We start from the raw sequence: 17052 nt of genomic DNA, 5'->3' as shown, positions 1-17052 counted from the left end.
TTTTTAGCAAATAGGCTTATGAACTGACGTAAAGCTGAAAAATCCCGCCTTCCGTTGCAGGCTCAGGGATTCGCAGACGCCGCGGTCACCGGCCGGCGTCGGGCAATCAGAAGATGAATTCCACGCGATCTTCGTGCCGCGGGACATCGAGGGAATGAGCACCGAGGAGGCCGCGTCACATCTCGGCATCAAATCGGGAACCGTCAAGACGCGGCTGCGTCGCGCATAGGAACATTCTCTTTGCCGTTTCCGTTGGACGGCGCAAGATGCGCCGGCTGAACACAGAGCCGGGGATTTGACTTGAATGCTGGCAACGCCGAAGAATGGTCTTATCGACTAAATTTGACCTTTCAAAAATTCGCCACACGGCTATCAAGTCAGACCAATTGAAACGAGGACATTTACGGATGCAGGCGCGGCAGGGTGACGTTCGAGAACGCATGACGATCCTGGGCGACGTCAGCTCGACCTCGTTCGTCCCGTGGATCCAGCGCCACGCCAATAAGCTCGGACTTGCTCAGACATTCTTCGATTCCGGCACTGATAGGATCGAGCTTGAGGTCGCCGGCCCCGTGGAATTGATCGATATGCTGGAAATGGGCTGCTCGCTCGGTCCGATCGATGTCTGGGTGGAGGAAATCCAGCGCAGTGTCGTGGATGGTCACGAAGTACCGCATCTTAGGAACTCCTGATCTACTGCCTTTTATTTAATCAATGTTGCCAATGCGAATTGTTTATGCAAGTTTCTGATGGCCGTGGGGATGCAGGGATCGGCGCCTGCCTATGACCGGTGACGTTAAGTCATTGATGAAATTAAGAGAGTTAAGGCTATGCCATTTGATGGGGCCGGGTCCTGGGCGCCAGTCGCCCTTTCCTTTGATCTACCGCCAGGAACCGTCATACCGGCCTGGACATCGGCCGGCTCAATTGCCCTGTGGCGCAGTCAGTCTGGCCGCGCAACCGCATCCTCGGACCGCTGTCCCCATCGCGGAATGCGATTGTCGCATGGTTTCGTCCGTGGCGAGGCGCTGTCCTGTATCTATCATGGATGGAGCTATTCCCCATCGGGCGGATGCATCCGCATTCCGGCCCATCCCGATCTGGTCCCTCCCGAAACCGTCCGCGTCGCCGTCCAGCGCGTCGAAGAATCGAACGGCATTTTATGGGTAGCTGCCGGACATCAGGCGACCCAGCCTCCGCAACTCGACGCGTTCATACCGCTACGCTCTTTAACCGTGGAAGCGGACGTTACGGCGATCGAGGGCGCGGCAGGAGCAGAGATCGATGCGAACGGGCTAATCCGCCTCACTGAATTCCCGTGGATCCGGCTGCTGCTGGCACCCCAGGAAAAGTGCACGCTCGTTCATCTCCTGATCGAACGGGACCGCAGCCCTGCAGACCGCCTGACGGCGTCCCGCATTGCCGAAACCCTTCGCCGCCGGGCGGAAGAGCGCCACAGGGAGGATGCGGAATGAAAGGCGGCGCAATGATCGACGAATGGTATCCAGTCGGCCTCTTCAGCCAACTCAGCGAAAAGGGAAACAAGACCTATCTGATGGGCGAGGCCATCGAGGTTGCGCGTGATCGCGATGGGAATGCGCGGGTGGTGACGGACAATGGCCGCACCCTCCCCGTCCGCGTCCGGTATGGCCATGTCTGGTCTTCCCTCGGAAAGCCGGACAAGGAGCTTTTTGCCATTCCGGAGGCCGATCAGCCGGGCCGCCGTTTCGTCCATGTCGGCGTGGTCCGCGTGCGCTGCTCGCCGCTTCGCGCCGTCGAGAACTTTCTCGACATCGCGCATTTTCCCTTCGTCCACACCGACATCCTCGGTGCGGAACCGCATACGGAGGTCGAAAATTACAAGGTCGAGATCCGCGAGAACGAGGATGAAGTTTGGGCGACGCAGGTGAAGTTCTACCAGCCGCAGGCTGCAAAATCGGCGTCCGGCGGCATTACGACCGAATATATGTACCGCGTGCCGGCACCGACCTGTTCGGTGCTCTACAAGACCTGTCCTCCGCGACCAGGCGAATGGGATGTCATCACCTTGTTCGTTCAGCCTCTTGCCGAAGACGTGTGCGATGTCTGGCCGTGGATGGCGCTCTTCGACGACGATACGCCGATGACCGACCTCATTCACTTTCAACAGACGATCTTCCTACAGGATCGCTCGATCCTCGAAAACCAGATACCCACGCTTCTTCCGCTTGATCCCGGCATGGAGATTCCGACAAGGGCCGATCTCACCTCGGTCGCCTACCGGCGATGGCTCAAGCGCCATAACTATACCTACGGCGCACAGTTGGTCGCACAATGAAACTCTACGACTATATTTTATCGCCAAGCTGCTACAAGGTACGGCTGATGGCCGCCATCCTAGGCATCAAGCTCGAAATCCGGTCGGTCGATTTCCATCCCGGTGCGGAGCATCGCGGGCAAGAGCTTCTGGCGCTCAATCCGGCGGGATCGATCCCGATCCTTGAAGATGGCGATCTCGTGCTCACCGAATCCTCGGCGATGCTTGCCTATCTCGCTGCCGATGGTGCGCCGGAATGGCTTGGCCAGGGTTCGCCGCAGGAGACGGCACGCGTGCAGCAATGGCTCTCCTTCTCGCATCGTCTGACGGCCAATCTTGGCGGCGCGCGGCTCCACGAGATGCTGCTGCGACCGGGAGATATCAAGGCATTGCAGGCCCAGGGGATTGCGGCCCTGCGTGAGCTCGAAGCCGGCCTCTTCGAACAGGGAGAGCGCGGCATGCAATTCCTTGCGGCAAGCCGGCCGACGATCGCCGACATTGCCTGCTTCCCCTATGTGGCGCTTGCGCCCGACGGTGGCATCTCGCTCGACCCCTATCCCTTGATCCGGCTCTGGATGCGCGCCATCCGCAGCCTGCCCGGTTTCATCGAAATGCCCGGCATTCACCGCCTGCACGAGCTGAAACCCGACCCTCATCCGGCAGGGGAGACATGATGGAATGACCGGTTATCTCCTGAAGAATTGCGCCGCTGTGATCGTCGATGAGGGCAATGGACCGAGTGTCCGCCGCAACGTCGACCTGCTCACCAAGGGTCCGGCGATCCAGGCGATCGGCGAAAACCTGTCACTGAACCCGTTGCCCGAGGGCACCATCGTCCAGGACGCATCCGGCTGGTTCGTCTATCCGGGGCTCGTCAACACCCATCACCACTTCTTTCAGTGCTTCGTGCGCAATCGGGCCGACCTCGACTGGACGAAGCTTTCCGTCATCGAATGGCTCGACCGGATCTATCCGATCTTCTCGCGACTGACGGAGGACTGCTTTTATCATTCCTCGGTCACAGCCATGGCGGAGATGATCAAGCACGGATGCACCACCGCCTTCGACCATCAATATTGCTTTCCCCGCCATGCGGGAAAACGCCTGATCGATCGCCAGTTCGAGGCGGCCGACCTTCTGGGCATGCGCTTTCACGCCGGCCGCGGCGGCAATACCCTGCCGAAATCCGAGGGATCGACGATCCCGGACGCCATGCTCGAAACCACGGATGAGTTCATCGCCGATTGCGCGCGGCTGATCGACAGTTATCACGATGCCGGCCCCTTCAGCATGCGCCAGGTGGTGGTCGCACCTTGCCAGCCGGTCAATTGCTATCGCGAAACCTTCGTCGAGTCGGTCGCACTGGCGCGGGATCGCGGCGTGCAGCTGCACACGCATGTCGGCGAAGGCGAAAGCCCCATCATCGAGGCGCGGCATGGCATGCGTACGGTCGACTATTGCGCCGAATTGGGTTTTGCAGGCCCCGATACCTTTTATGCCCATTGCTGGGAGCTGACGCATGACGAGTTGCGCAAGATGGCAGCGAGTGGCACGGGTGTCTCCCACTGCCCAGAGCCGGTCTATCTGGTCGGTGCCGAAGTAACCGATATCCCGGCAATGCAGGCCTTCGGACTGCGTATCGGCCTTGGCTGCGACGGAGCCGCATCGAACGACAATTCGAACCTCATGCACTGCATCCATTCCGCCTACATGCTGCAGTGCCTGACGGCCTCGACGCGTCAGCACACCGTTCCCGCTCCGCTCGATTTTCTGCAATATGCGACAAGTGGAGGAGCAAGCCTGCTCGGGCGCACGGACATCGGCCGTCTTGCCCCTGGCATGGCCGCCGACCTCTTCGCAATCGATACGCGACGGATGGATTATGTCGGGACACGGCATGACCCGCTGAGTCTGATTGCCAAGGTCGGGATCGGCATGCCCACCGATCTGACCATGATCAACGGACGTATCGTCTGGCAGGGCGGTGAATTCACCGGACTGGATGAGGCCGCGCTATTTGCTGAGGCCGAAGCGACGCTTGCAACAGTAGAATTCTGAAAAACCAAAAAGGGGAACTGGGATGCAGAAGAATCTGACCCGCAGAACATTGATGAAGAGCGTGGCTGTCGCAGGCCTCGCAACGGCTTTCACCGGCCGCTCCGCCTTTGCCGCAAACGAACCGCTCGGCATCACGCTCGTCGTGCCCTCGCCGATCGGCGATGTCGGCTGGGGGCATGCGCTGGCTGCCGGGCTCGATCCGATCAAGGCTGCCTATGGCGACAAGGTCAAGGTAACGGTGATCGAGAACATCGCCGAAGGCCCGGATGCGGACCGCATCATGAACAAGACGGTCGCTGACGGAAACCATTTCCTGATCGCCGGCTCCTTCGGCTACCAGAACGGCGCACTTCAGATTGCCCACCGCAACCCGAAGGTGACCGTCCTGCACGCTTCCGGCTTCCAGGTCGCGCCGAATTTCTCGCCCTTTGCCGCCAAGTATTTCCAAGGAACCTACCTGCTCGGCATGGCTGCGGCCGCCGTTTCCAAGACGGGCAAGCTCGGTTCGGTTTCCGCCTTCGCCATTCCCGAACTGATCACATCGATCAATGCCTTCACGCTCGGCGCCCAAGCCGTGAGGCCCGACATCGAGGTATCGGTCGTCTGGGTCAATTCCTGGTTCGATCCGGCCAAGGAGCAGGAAGCAGCCAAGGCATTGATCTCGCAGGGCTGCGACGTGATCTTCTCGAACGCCCAGGATACGCCCTCGGTCATATCAGCCTGCGAGGCAGCCGGCGTTTATGCCTTCAACCTGAATTCCTCGATGAAGAAATATGCGCCGAAAACCTATCTCGGCTGCATCTCCACGGACTGGTCGCCCTTCTTCAAGGCATCGGTCGATGCCCATATCGCCGGCACGTTCAAAGGCACCAACGCCTTCCTCGGCGTCGCCGACAAGGTCGTCGAAGTCGTCGATTGGAGCCCGGCGATCCCGGCCGACACCATGGCGAAGATCAAGCAAGTCGAAGGAAAGATCGCCAGCGGCGGCTTTTCGCCCTTCACCGGCCCGATCACCAAGGCCGATGGCAGCGAGGGTGCGGCATCGGGCGCGACATTGGCGGATGCCCAGATCGTCGCAATGGACTGGCATGTCAAAGGTGTGAAGACGCCTTTGCCGAAGTAAGCCGGTCATGACCATCCCGCTGCTGTCGCTGCGCGGCATCTCCAAAAGCTACGGCCAGGTCCATGCCAACCAGAATATCGATCTGGACGTGGCCCCCGGCTCGATCCATGCCATCCTCGGAGAAAACGGCGCCGGCAAATCGACCCTGATGAAGCTGATCTACGGTGTCGAACAACCGGACGACGGGACCGTCGCCTGGCATGGACAGCCCCTCAGCCTTGCCTCCCCCGCGGAGGCGAGGCGTACCGGCATCGGGATGGTCTTTCAGCACTTTTCGCTGTTCGAGAGCCTGACAGTGGTCGAAAACATCCGCCTGATCGTATCAGGCCGAAGGGCGGAACTTGCTGAGCGCATCCGTAGCCTGGGTGATGAATTCGGACTTGAAGTCGATCCGCTGGCGCATGTGCATGAACTGTCGGTCGGCGAGCGGCAGCGGGTGGAAATCATCCGGTGCCTGATGACCGATCCGAAACTGCTGATCCTCGACGAGCCGACATCGGTTCTGCCACCGCAGGCTGTCGAGAAGCTGTTCGACACGCTGCGCCGGCTGCGCGACGGCGGCGTGTCGATCCTCTTCATCTCGCACAAGCTGGAGGAGATCCAATCCCTATGCGACCGTGCCACCATCCTGCGCGGCGGACGCGTGACCGGACATGTCGATCCGCGCGAGCATGATGCCCATGATCTCGCCCGCATGATGATCGGCCGCGACATGCCGGAGCCGATACCCGCATTGCCTCTTGCCGAGGGTGAAAAGCGCCTGGAGATCATCGGCCTCGACTATCGACCGGACGATCCTTTCGGAATGCCGCTCTCAACCATCAGCCTGAGTGTGCGCAGCGGCGAGATTCTCGGCATTGCCGGCATTTCCGGGAATGGACAAAAGGAACTTGCCGCGCTGATTTCGGGGGAAACGATCCTGCCCCGCGACAAGCGCGACCAGATCTTCATGATGGGACGGGATGTCGGCAGCCTCGACGCCGCCAGCCGCCGAAAACTGGGCTTTGCCTTCGTCCCGGAAGACCGGCTCGGGCACGGCGCAGTCCCCGAAATGTCGCTGACGCTCAATGGCCTGCTGACGGCCCATCCCTTAAAGCTCGAGCGACATGGTCTCCTCGACAGCGCCAAGGCCACCGCCTTCGCAACTGAGTGCATTCAAGGCTATGACGTGCGCACGCGCGGCCCGGAAGCGGAAGCCGGCTCGCTTTCCGGGGGAAATCTGCAGAAGTTCATCGTCGGGCGCGAAATCATGCTGGCGCCGAAACTGCTCTTCCTTGCCCAGCCAACCTGGGGCGTCGATGTCGGCGCGGCATCCGCCATTCGCAAGCGGCTGATCGAGCTGCGCAATCAGGGCATGGCCATTCTCGTCGTATCTGAAGAACTCGAGGAATTGTTCGAGCTCAGCGACTTCATCCAGGTCCTTTACCACGGCACGCTGAGCCCGCCGCTCGTCACACGCGACACCCGACCGGAAGAGATCGGTCGATACATGATCGGCGCACAGCCCCAACGGGAAAAGCTATCCGCATGAGCAGTTCCTTCTCCGCCGCCCTGCCCACCTTCGTTCGCCGGGAACGGGCTTCGTTCACCGCGAAGCTGCTCGCGCCGCCGATCGCCCTCATCGTCACCATCGCTCTTAATCTCGGCCTCTATGTCGTCATGGGGCGTGATCCGGCGGCGGTGATCTATGCCATGCTGATCGAACCGTTTTTCTCCTGGGCCTCTTTCTCCGAAGTCTTGCTGAAGACCAGCCCCCTGCTTCTGATCGCACAGGGCCTGGCGATCGGCTTTCGGGCCAAGGTCTTCAACATCGGGGCCGAGGGCCAATTCATTCTCGGCGCAATCTTTGCCTCCGCCATACCCATCTTGATGCCGCAGGCGACGGGTCAATGGATCTGGCCGACGATGTTGCTCTTCGGCACCATTGGCGGCGCGCTATGGGCGTCGCTCACCGCCTTCTGGCGCGTCAGGCTCAACGCCAACGAAATCCTTGTTTCGCTGATGCTGAGCTTCGTTGCAGCGCAATTGCTCAATTATCTGCTTCTCGGCCCGTGGAAGGATCCGAACGGCTTCAATTTCCCGCAGTCGGTCATGTTCCAATACGATGCCATGGTGCCGATCCTGTTCGAGGGGACGCGTGTCAACGTCTCGCTTCTCCTCGCTGCTGGTCTGTCGATCGCAGCATGGATCTTCATGCAGAAAAGCTTCGCCGGATACAAATTGCAGGTTGGCGGACTGGCTCCCCGGGCGGCGAGCTATGCCGGCTTCAAGCAGAGCTGGGCAATTTGGCTCTCGCTGATCATCGGTGGCGCGGCGGCCGGTCTTGCCGGTGCCGCCGAGGTTGCCGGTCCGCTTGGCCAGCTGCAGCGCTCCATCTCGACCGGATATGGCTACGCGGCAATCATTGTTGCCTATCTTGGCGGCCTCAACCCGATCGGCATCGTCATTTCCTCAATCGTTATGGCAGCGCTCTATATCGGCGGCGACAATGCCATGGTCTCAGCCAATCTGCCCATCGCGGCCGTCCGCGTATTCCAGGGCAGTCTGCTCCTCATTTATCTCATCGCCGCGGCTTTCGTGCGCTATCGCATCGTGTGGCGCCCTATCTCCGCCCGGAGCGCATCATGAGTGCCGTCGAGTTCATTCTTGCCGGCATGCTGGCAGCCGCAACGCCGTTTCTGCTGGCGGCTTTAGGTGAGCTTGTCGTCGAGCGTGCCGGCGTTCTCAATCTCGGCGTCGAAGGCTTGATGGCGCTGGGTGCCGTCATCGCGTTTATTATCGTTTATCACGGCGGCGGCCATTTTCTGGCTTTCCTTGCGGCCGGTCTTGGAAGCGCTCTGCTTTCCATGATTTTTGCCGGTATCGTTCTCGGCTTCAACGCAAATCAGGTCGCGGCCGGCCTTGCGCTCGGCATTCTCGGCCAAGGCCTTTCGGCGCTGTTCGGCAAAAGCTATGAAAGCCTGACCGTCACCACATTGCCGAAGATCGCGATTCCCGGGCTCTCGCAAATTCCGGTCGTCGGTGGCCTTTTCAATCAGGATATCGTCGTCTGGATCTCCCTTATCGTCACCTTCGGCATCTGGGCGCTGTTTGCCTACAGCAAGATCGGCCTCATCCTGCGCGCCGTCGGCGAAAATCCGAAAGCCGCCCATGCCATCGGCTATCCCATCATCGCGATCCGTTTCGCCGCGGTTACGTTCGGCGGCATGATGGCGGGCTTTGCCGGCGCCTATGCCGCAACGATCTACACGCCGCTGTGGGCCGACGGCATGATCGCCGGCCGTGGCTGGATTGCCATTGCTCTCGTAGTCTTTGGAACCTGGCTGACATCAAGGATTTTCTTAGGCGCCTGCCTGTTTGGCGCGGTATCGCTGATGGGGCTTGCCGCCCAGGCAAGCGGCCTTGCCGTTTCCTCGCAGCTGCTAGCATGCCTGCCCTATCTGGTGACGATCATCGTCCTCGGCATCATCTCGGCGGATCGCCGCCTGCTGAAGCTCAATGGCGTCGCCTCCCTCGGCGAACCGTTCGAACGGTAACGGGAACATCCGACCAGCAATTCTTGCAATCGGTAACCCGTTGCCGTTGCAGTCGCAACGCGAAGCCGCGCGAAAAATATGCTGGATGCCACAGCCAATGGATGTTTCACGGCTCTGAAATCATTCGATAATTGCATAATATAAGCAAAGGGTTGACCAATCGGAGGCACGCCCGACATTACGTTGCGGCCCCTGATCCGCCTGTGATGCAAGCGGACGGACTTGCCTGATGAACGACGAAAATCTCGGGCCGCGCGAGCGGCGATATTTCTGTGTTTTGAGAAACAGGACCGTTTGTTTCAAACACGTGATCAACCACCGCCTGATCAGCCCGGAAGTGCCTCAGTTTGGCCGGATTCCATCCGGAAGCCTCGAAGGGTCGCCTGGCAAGCTTATCGGTCCATGCGGTGCGTAAAGAAGAACAGCAGCTGCAAGCGGCAGAATATCGGGGAGCTGGCGCCGTCAATGAGGGGTCCGAAATAGGCTGAAAGCCGGGGGTGTCTATGCCGAATATACGCGACCGCCAATTGGATGGCCTGAGAACCATTGCCGTTGCAATGGTGCTCTATGCACATTTTTTCGCGGCCGATGGCTCCATCTGGGGCCATCTCGGCGTTCGTCTCTTTTTCGTGCTCAGCGGTTTCCTGATCACGCGCCTGTTGTTGGAAGCACGAACCGATGCCCGCTACCAGCCGGCCACAGCGCTGAAAGCATTCTACATCCGCCGCGCGCTGCGCATATTTCCCCCATATTTCGCGGTCCTGGTGTTCGTGTGGTTCGTCAATCTCGAGGGGGCTCGCGGCGGCAGCCTGAAATGGCATGCGCTCTATCTGGCAAATTACTGGTATGCCCTGCGCGGCGAATGGACACCCTGGGTCCTATGCCATACCTGGAGCCTCAGCATCGAGGAACAATTCTATATCGTCTGGCCGCTGGCAATCCTGCTGGCACCGCGCCGGATGATCGGGCGTCTCTGTATTGCCGTCATTGCCTGCTCGCTCGCCTATCGCCTCTATTGGCCGCTGACGGGAACGCCCTCCCTGATGCGCGACCTGCTTCCTTCGGCCTCGATGGATGCGCTGGCGGGCGGCGCCCTGCTCGCAGCCTATCGTGAAAGGACACAAGTCTGGCCACAATGGATGCGGCTGGGCTGGATGCCGTTGGCAGCCGCCGCCGCTGTCGCGCTATGGCTGAGGCCGGATCCGATAACGCCTGTTCTCGACTGGTTCATCTGGATCGGTTCGGAGGTTTTTCCGCTTGTGCCGCTGGCCATGCTGGTGGGCGGCGCATCTTCGGGCTTTCGATCCGGTTTCGGCCGGCTGCTCGAATCCTCGCCGATGGCGGCCACCGGGCGGATCAGTTACGGCATCTACCTCTTCCATCCGATCATCCTTTCGCTGATCGTCAAGGCTCAAGCCTGGATTCCGGTCAACGTCTCGGAACAGGGCTTCGGCCGCCTGATCGTCGGAAGTGTCGCGACCCTGGCTCTGGCTTCGATCTCCTGGCGCCTTTTCGAAAAGCCGCTGAATGGCCTCAAACGCCATTTTCCCTATGTCGCCCGCAGCCATCCGCCGGCTGCCCCGATCGGCGAACTATGGGAACAGCGGCCCGGTACGAAAATATACGAAACGGCGCTCTATCGCCGTGAGTGCCACGATCGCGGCGACGCCGTCCAAACCTCTGATCTGCAATAGTTGCGCGAGCTGAAGAATGTCCGTTCCACTGATTTCCGTTCTGCTGCCCGTTTATAACGGCGAACCCTATCTCGCCGCAGCCGTCGAGAGCATCCTGCGACAGGATCACAAGCGCCTGGATGTCATCGCCATCGACGATGGTTCCACTGACCGCTCGCTGGACATCCTGCAACGGTATCAGGCGGCCGACGACCGCATTCGCCTCGTCTCGCGTGAAAACCGCGGGCTCATTGCGACGCTCAACGAAGGTATGATCATGGCGGAAGGCGATTTCATCGCCCGGATGGATGCCGACGACATTGCCTATCCCAGCCGTTTTTCACGCCAGATCGCCCTGTTTCGGGAGCGGCCGGAGCTTGCGATCAGCGGCACCGGCATCGACCGGCTCATCGGCAATCGCGTCGTGCGCGGCACGCCCAATCCGATCCATCAGTCGGCCGACTGGCACGTGCTGTCGATGTTTTACACCGTCTTCATGCATTCGACCGTGATGTATAACCGCAATGTCATTCCGGACGAGATGCTGACCTACGATGCAAGCTATGTGCATGCGGAGGATTTCGATCTGTTCCGTCGGATCACCCGTAAATTCCCCGCCGCCATGATCGACGACAGCCTCGTTGCCTACCGCGTTCACGACAAAAGCGTCACCAACAAGCACAAGCGGCCGATGCGCCGCACGCATCTGGCGATCGCTGCGGAAAATCTCCAGCGGGAAGGTCTGATCGACAGCTCCCATGCCCTGAACGATATCGGTGCGGCGGTGACGCCGGATACGGTTTCACGTGCCGCCGACTGTCTCCTCTCCATCGAAGGACAGATCGCCGCGCGCGGCATGCGGGCCTCCGCAAGCCATCAGGAAGGGCTGATGTGCTTCTTCTATTTCCTCTACCAGCTCATCGCGGACGAGAAGCAGCCCGCATTGACCCATCAGTTCCTCACACAGACAGGCAAATGGCATACGATAAGGCGTCGCGAGCGCTATGGACTTCGCGCCGCCACCTATGCGCCCTGGTGCAGCCGCCTTTGGAGCGATGCGAGCCTGCGCCTCGACGCCCTGGCAAGATATCGGCAATCGGTGCCGGCAAGCAGCGTGCTGCCGCTGCAGGGGCTCGCCTGACATGGCCGGCGAGAACTCTGACATCCCGAGAGAGCGTACGCGGAGGGCGGCAATGCCCCCTCGTCCCTCCTTCGGACGGGCTCCGGCGGCGAGTTTCATCGTCTGCACCCGCAACCGCGCCCAGGCGCTCGAGGCCTGCATCCGATCGATCGAAGCGGCCAGTCGTGCGCATGGCTCGATGACAAGCGAACTGGTGGTGGTCGACAATGGCTCGACCGACGATACCGCCGAGCGGCTGGCCCAGATCGCCGCCACGTCGAGCATCGCGATCATACAGGTGGTGGAACGCCGCCGCGGTTTGGCGGCCGCCCGCAATGCGGGGATGGAGCGGTCTCGCGGACGCATCCTGATCTTCATCGACGACGATTGCGAAGTGGACCTGCACTATCTGCGGGACCTGGAGCAGCATTACGCGGGCGGAGAGCGCCTCGTCATCCGGGGCGGGCGTGTCGAACTCGGCAATGCGCTCGATCTGCCATTTACGATCAAGCGATCGCCGGAACCGGCCCGCTTTACGCCCGATGTCCATCCGGGCGGCTTCATCCTGGGGTGCAACATGACGATGCACCGGGAAGTCGCCCAACGCGTCGGCCGCTTCGACGAGCGCTTCGGCGCCGGCAGCGCCTTGCAATCGGCCGAGGACACCGACTATCTCGTCCGCGCCTTTCGGCTCGGCATCCCGATCGAATATGTTCCCGACATGAACGTGCTGCATTATCACGGACGCAACACACGCGAGGCGATCGAACGGCTTCACCGCAACTACAGCCTCGGGAACGGCGGCCTCTGTCTGAAGCATCTGCTCAGCGCGCCGTGGCTCCTGCGTCATTTCTGCTGGACTTTCCGCTCGGCTTGGCGGGAATTATGGGGCGGGCCGCGCTTTGATCCGGAAGTGTCCTTGTCTCATTGGCCGATCGTGTCCATGAATTTGCTGGGCGCGTTGGAATTCGCACGATGCGCCATGACGGGACGCCGCCGACAGCCGGAACTGAACCAGATCAAGCAGACAACCCGTTCGTTGAGGTGAGATCCGCCATGCTGAAACTCCTCCTGCCGGGCCTGCAACTCCTGCGACAGGCGCTTGGCCGGCAGATCCGGCTGCTGCCTGTTGTCGTCGTCCTTGGCCTGATCGGCGCCGTGCTCGAGGGTACCGGCATCGGCCTCATCATTCCGATGCTCGGCATCATTGGCGGCGAAAGAGCCTCGACGGGACTGAGCGGATTTTCCGCGCTCTTCCAGCAGGCCGGGTCAGGTCTGGACGACCGGCAGCGGATGATGGCCATCGCCGCCTGCATTCTGGCGCTGATCACCTTGAAGAACATTCTCGCCTTCGCCAATGCGGCGCTTACCAACTTCATACACGGCAAGGCCGGTCATGCGATCCGCGGCGCGCTCGCCGATCAGCTCCTGAAGATCGGATATCCATTCTTCCTGCAGGAAAGCCCGGGCCGGCTGCTCAACATCATCTCCAACGAATCCTGGCGGGCCTCGGATGCGATACAGACGGTGCTTGCGGCGATCGTGAATGCATCGGCGGCGATCATTCTGCTGGCCTTTCTGCTGCTGCTGTCGTGGCAAATGACGCTCTGCGTCGCGCTCGGCCTTATCCTCGTCCAGGCGGCGCATGCCGGCCTCTCCGCCAGCCTGAAGATGCCGAGCCGCAAGGTCGCATCTTCCAACAGCGAACTTGCCAGCCGAATGCTGCATCTCGTTCACGCCGGACGGCTGATCCGAATTTTCGGTCAGGAGGGGCGCGAAAAGGCCGTGTTCGACGGCGCATCCAACGCTGTGAGGAAGGCGGGCTTCGTTCTGCAGACCCGCCAGGGCGCGCTGCCGCCGCTGACCGAGGTGCTGCATTCGGCGCTGTTCCTGGCGGTAGTCGTCAGTGCCTGGGCCTGGGCGGTCAGCTTTCCCATCATCGTGGCCTTCGTGGTCCTGCTATACCGGCTGCAGCCGCATGTGCGCGCCCTGCAGCAGGCATGGAGCCAGATGCAGGGCTGGAGCGGCTCACTGGAGGAAGTCCGCTGGCTGCTGGATGCCTCCGACAAGCCGCAGCCGCCGGCTGGAGACCTGCCGGCTCCCGGATTGAACCGAGAGATCAAATTCGACGGCGTGACCTTTCAATATCCGGGTTCCGCCGCACGGCCGGTGGTGCTGCGCTCCGCCAGTTTCGAGGTTCGCCACGGCCGCTCCACCGCCCTCATCGGCCGATCGGGTGCGGGAAAGACGACGATCGTGAACCTTTTGTGCCGCTTCGTCGAACCCGATGAAGGCGAGATCCTGATCGATGGATTGCCGCTCAGCCGCATCGATCCCATGCAATGGCGAAACCGGTTAGCACTTGCCAGCCAGGATCTGGAACTGGTTGACGGCACCATTCTCGAAAACATCGCCTACGGACAGCATACCTCGCCCACCGAGGCCGAACAGGCGGCCAGGCTTGCCGAAGCGCATGAATTCATCGAAAAACTCCCTGAGGGATACGAAACGCTCGTCGGTTACAGGGGCGCGAGCCTGTCGGCCGGACAGCGGCAGCGCATAGCGCTCGCAAGGGCGCTCGTCCGCGACCCCGATATTCTCATTCTGGACGAGGCCACCAACGCGATGGATGGTTTGTCGGAGGCCGCCATCGTTGAGACACTGAAATTGCGCGCCGGCCGCCGCACGACGATCGTGATCAGCCATCATCGCAGCACGATCTCTTTCTGCGACGACGTCGTCATCCTGAGCGGCGGGCGTGTGCGCAACCAGACGGCATTTGCCGAAGTCGCATCGCTCAGCATGGACCAGCTTTACGAACAAGAGCTGCCATAGTCTCGAACGGGTATGTGGCGCTTGATGGGAATAGCCTGTGGGCCCTACAAATAAAAGCGCAGTATAACAGCGATATAAAGAATGTCGGCGATCTGACACGCGTCACGGCCGGTTCTTAATGCCTCTTATACAACGATGCGTGTTCATCCACTTAACGAGGCCTAAACAGGATCGCTGGCCCAGTCTTCATGTCCATGGCGTATTCGGATCACGAAAATTACTCCGTCCTCCTCGATCCGATAGACAATAAGGTGGGCCTTGAACGGATGAATTCTAACTAGTGGCGAAATCTCTTCTCGCTCACGTGCCATTCACGGGTTGGCGGCAACCAGATCAAGCATAGCGAACAAGTCGTCATGATATCGCCTGGCCTGTGTAGACCCGAACATGCGTACACCCTGTTCGGCGATCGCAATGATGTCCTCTTCCGCTTCGACTGAAAGGCTAAAACGCATTATTCGCCGCCGCGCGTTGTTTCCACGCGCGCGACTGCCGCTGCAAAGAGGTCGTCCGTCGACCGGCTACCAACACCGCTTTTGAGACCGTCATCAACGAAACGTTGCATGGCGGCAATCTTATCACTGCGAACTTGGTCCCTGCGAATCAAGTCGCGCACATAATCACTGGCATTGGAATATCGCCCAGTCTTCGCTTGCGCTTCGACCCAATCTTTCATCGGGTCCGGAAGCGATACGTTCATCGTAGCCATTCGAGCCTCCACAATGCAACCAGGCTAGCCGAATTTGGCAAAGTTTGTCAAATCGATCTCTTGGCGAAGTGAGGCGCGTAGCCCGTTCATTTATGCTAGGTTTCCGCAGATTCGTCTTACCCCGACAAGCGGAGCAAGACCATTGTCATTAAGTGTTTGCAGCGTATCTGAGGGTCAGGCTACTTCCGCCGATAGCCGTTCAAAGATCGGTTTCAGCCGAGGATGACGTCCGGCCGGTGGATGCTGGATTTCGACTGCGCGCCCTGATTTCTTCTGGCGTTTCAGCCACTCGCGCAGGGTTTCGGCAGTCGTATGGTCAAGATAATGCAGGCGAGCACCCGCAATCCTGATCTTGCGCCCCTCAGGAAGCGTTTCCAGCATGTTGAGCAGCGTGGGAACGTCCCTGCATGTCGCCACGCCGACGAGGTCGAGATGTATGGCTTCCTCATCCTCCAACCTGTCGATCGCAAGCTTGCGACGCAGATATGGAAAGATCTCCAGTATGGACAGCGCAAGGCCAAGCGCCACACCGGCGAGCAGATCCTGAAGCACCACCATTGCCACCGTCGCAGTCCAGATCCCCACTGGAACCCAGCCGTGGTGCTCGAAGAGATGGCGGACGTGATGAAGGCTGATCAGCCGCCACCCCGTCACGAGCAGAACGGCGGCAAGCGCCGTCAGTGGCACCATCGCGAGCAGTTGCGGCAGAAACGCCACGAGCCCAAGGATCCAAACTCCATGCAGAACGGCCGACACTCGTGTACTTGCGCCCGCCTGAATGTTAGCGGACGATCTCACGATGACACCCGTAATCGGCAAGGCACCCAGCAGACCACAAAGTCCGTTGCCGATGCCCTGCGCAAACAACTCCTTGTTGAAACGGGTCCGCACGCCATCATGCATGCGATCAACGGCAGCGGATGACAGCAGCGTTTCGGCGCTGGCGATGACCGCGATGACCAGCGTCGTTAGGATGATGCCCGGCTCTGCCATCCTGACAAAGCCATCAAGCGTCGGCAATGAGATGCTTTCGGCGAGAGAAGAGGGAATCTCCACCCTGGCGATCGGCAATTGCATCGCGACGGTCAACAAAGTGCCAGCCGCAACTCCCACCAGAGCACCGGGCACCAGCATCAGCGATTTCGGCCTGAACTTTTCCCAAGCAATCATGGCAAGCAACGAGATCAACCCTATGAGAAGAGCGACCGCTTCACGCGTCGGTCCTGCACCCCATACACGGCTGAAGGTCTGCTCCATCGCTGCGACGTTTTCGATGCCGCCGGCAGCTGGTCTTGCTCCCATTAAAACATGGACCTGACCAAGAATAATGAGGATGCCAATACCGGCGAGCATGCCATGAACGACGGCGGGCGAGATTGCCCGGAACCACGAGCCAATCCGCAGGAACCCGGCAAGCACCTGCAGAAATCCTGCGACAATCAGGACCGGACCGAGCATGGCCACCCCATATTGTTCGACAAAGCCGAATACAATCACGGCCAGGCCGGCAGCCGGACCTGACACCTGAAGCGGAGATCCGGCTAAAAGGCCAACGACGATGCCGCCGACAATGCCTGAAATGAGGCCCATGGCCACAGGAACACCCGAGGCCACGGCAATCCCGAGGCACAGTGGCATGGCGACCAGAAAGACGACGAGCGACGAGGCGAAATCGCGCGAAAGAGCAGGGCTGGAAATCATC

The 17052-nt window shown here is 60.3% G+C and carries 15 protein-coding genes and 2 pseudogenes; 14 read left to right on the top strand and 3 right to left on the bottom strand.

All coding sequences use genetic code 11. From position 1 onward, the window contains the following. Window positions 1–97 precede the first annotated feature (97 nt). From ACPYOP_RS03535 to ACPYOP_RS03470, 14 genes and pseudogenes are all read left to right on the top strand, one after another. Window positions 98–279: pseudogene (locus tag ACPYOP_RS03535) on the top strand (sigma factor-like helix-turn-helix DNA-binding protein); the annotation flags it as partial. Between the two features lie 128 nt (window positions 280–407). Continuing rightward, on the top strand, window positions 408–692 hold the full coding sequence (locus tag ACPYOP_RS03530; protein ID WP_481409006.1) for an acylphosphatase: 285 nt from the start codon (window positions 408–410) through the stop codon (window positions 690–692). Between the two features lie 138 nt (window positions 693–830). After that, entirely contained in the window at window positions 831–1475 is a 645-nt protein-coding gene (locus ACPYOP_RS03525) for a Rieske 2Fe-2S domain-containing protein (protein WP_481409005.1), read from the top strand. Continuing rightward, window positions 1472–2317 (top strand): aromatic ring-hydroxylating dioxygenase subunit alpha, encoded by an 846-nt coding sequence (locus ACPYOP_RS03520; RefSeq protein WP_481409004.1) that lies wholly within the window; start codon window positions 1472–1474, stop codon window positions 2315–2317. The genes ACPYOP_RS03525 and ACPYOP_RS03520 overlap by 4 nt, the downstream gene beginning before the upstream one ends. Continuing rightward, complete coding sequence (locus ACPYOP_RS03515; RefSeq protein ID WP_481409003.1) at window positions 2314–2970, top strand: glutathione S-transferase family protein; 657 nt, start codon at window positions 2314–2316, stop codon at window positions 2968–2970. Before ACPYOP_RS03520 ends, ACPYOP_RS03515 begins: the two co-directional genes overlap by 4 nt. Window positions 2971–2974: 4 nt before the next feature. Then, complete coding sequence (locus tag ACPYOP_RS03510; RefSeq protein ID WP_481409002.1) at window positions 2975–4354, top strand: amidohydrolase; 1380 nt, start codon at window positions 2975–2977, stop codon at window positions 4352–4354. A 22-nt stretch (window positions 4355–4376) separates the two neighbouring features. Continuing rightward, window positions 4377–5477: a BMP family ABC transporter substrate-binding protein gene (locus ACPYOP_RS03505; protein WP_481409001.1), complete on the top strand. Its 1101-nt coding sequence runs from the start codon at window positions 4377–4379 to the stop codon at window positions 5475–5477. Between the two features lie 7 nt (window positions 5478–5484). Then, window positions 5485–7008 carry an ABC transporter ATP-binding protein gene (locus tag ACPYOP_RS03500; protein ID WP_481409000.1) on the top strand — a complete coding sequence of 508 codons (1524 nt, stop codon included), beginning with the start codon at window positions 5485–5487 and terminating at the stop codon, window positions 7006–7008. After that, window positions 7005–8105 carry an ABC transporter permease gene (locus tag ACPYOP_RS03495; RefSeq protein WP_481408999.1) on the top strand — a complete coding sequence of 367 codons (1101 nt, stop codon included), beginning with the start codon at window positions 7005–7007 and terminating at the stop codon, window positions 8103–8105. The genes ACPYOP_RS03500 and ACPYOP_RS03495 overlap by 4 nt, the downstream gene beginning before the upstream one ends. After that, window positions 8102–9013, top strand: coding sequence for an ABC transporter permease (locus tag ACPYOP_RS03490; protein WP_481408998.1), 912 nt, complete (start codon window positions 8102–8104; stop codon window positions 9011–9013). The genes ACPYOP_RS03495 and ACPYOP_RS03490 overlap by 4 nt, the downstream gene beginning before the upstream one ends. A gap of 503 nt (window positions 9014–9516) precedes the next feature. Further along, window positions 9517–10707 carry an acyltransferase family protein gene (locus ACPYOP_RS03485; RefSeq protein WP_481408997.1) on the top strand — a complete coding sequence of 397 codons (1191 nt, stop codon included), beginning with the start codon at window positions 9517–9519 and terminating at the stop codon, window positions 10705–10707. A gap of 16 nt (window positions 10708–10723) precedes the next feature. Then, on the top strand, window positions 10724–11827 hold the full coding sequence (locus tag ACPYOP_RS03480) for a glycosyltransferase family 2 protein (protein ID WP_481408996.1): 1104 nt from the start codon (window positions 10724–10726) through the stop codon (window positions 11825–11827). Window positions 11828–11879: 52 nt separating this feature from the next. Next, window positions 11880–12854, top strand: a complete 975-nt coding sequence (locus tag ACPYOP_RS03475) for a glycosyltransferase family 2 protein (protein WP_481408995.1) — start codon at window positions 11880–11882, stop codon at window positions 12852–12854. 8 nt (window positions 12855–12862) lie between these two features. After that, window positions 12863–14641: an ABC transporter ATP-binding protein gene (locus ACPYOP_RS03470; RefSeq protein WP_481408994.1), complete on the top strand. Its 1779-nt coding sequence runs from the start codon at window positions 12863–12865 to the stop codon at window positions 14639–14641. 161 nt (window positions 14642–14802) lie between these two features. Here the strand turns inward: ACPYOP_RS03470 and ACPYOP_RS03465 are convergent. The 3 genes and pseudogenes from ACPYOP_RS03465 to ACPYOP_RS03455 all read right to left on the bottom strand — a co-directional run bounded on the left by ACPYOP_RS03465 (window position 14803) and on the right by ACPYOP_RS03455 (window position 17051). Continuing rightward, window positions 14803–15096, bottom strand: a pseudogene (locus ACPYOP_RS03465) (type II toxin-antitoxin system RelE/ParE family toxin). Further along, window positions 15096–15350, bottom strand: a complete 255-nt coding sequence (locus ACPYOP_RS03460) for a type II toxin-antitoxin system ParD family antitoxin (RefSeq protein WP_481408993.1) — start codon at window positions 15348–15350, stop codon at window positions 15096–15098. Before ACPYOP_RS03460 ends, ACPYOP_RS03465 begins: the two are co-directional and overlap by 1 nt. A 174-nt stretch (window positions 15351–15524) precedes the next feature. Further along, complete coding sequence (locus ACPYOP_RS03455) at window positions 15525–17051, bottom strand: SulP family inorganic anion transporter (RefSeq protein ID WP_481408992.1); 1527 nt, start codon at window positions 17049–17051, stop codon at window positions 15525–15527. Between the last annotated feature and the right edge of the window lies 1 nt (window position 17052).

Source organism: Rhizobium sp. KNZ2-6A (genome assembly GCF_056755475.1).
This window is presented reverse-complemented; position numbering and strand designations above follow the sequence as displayed.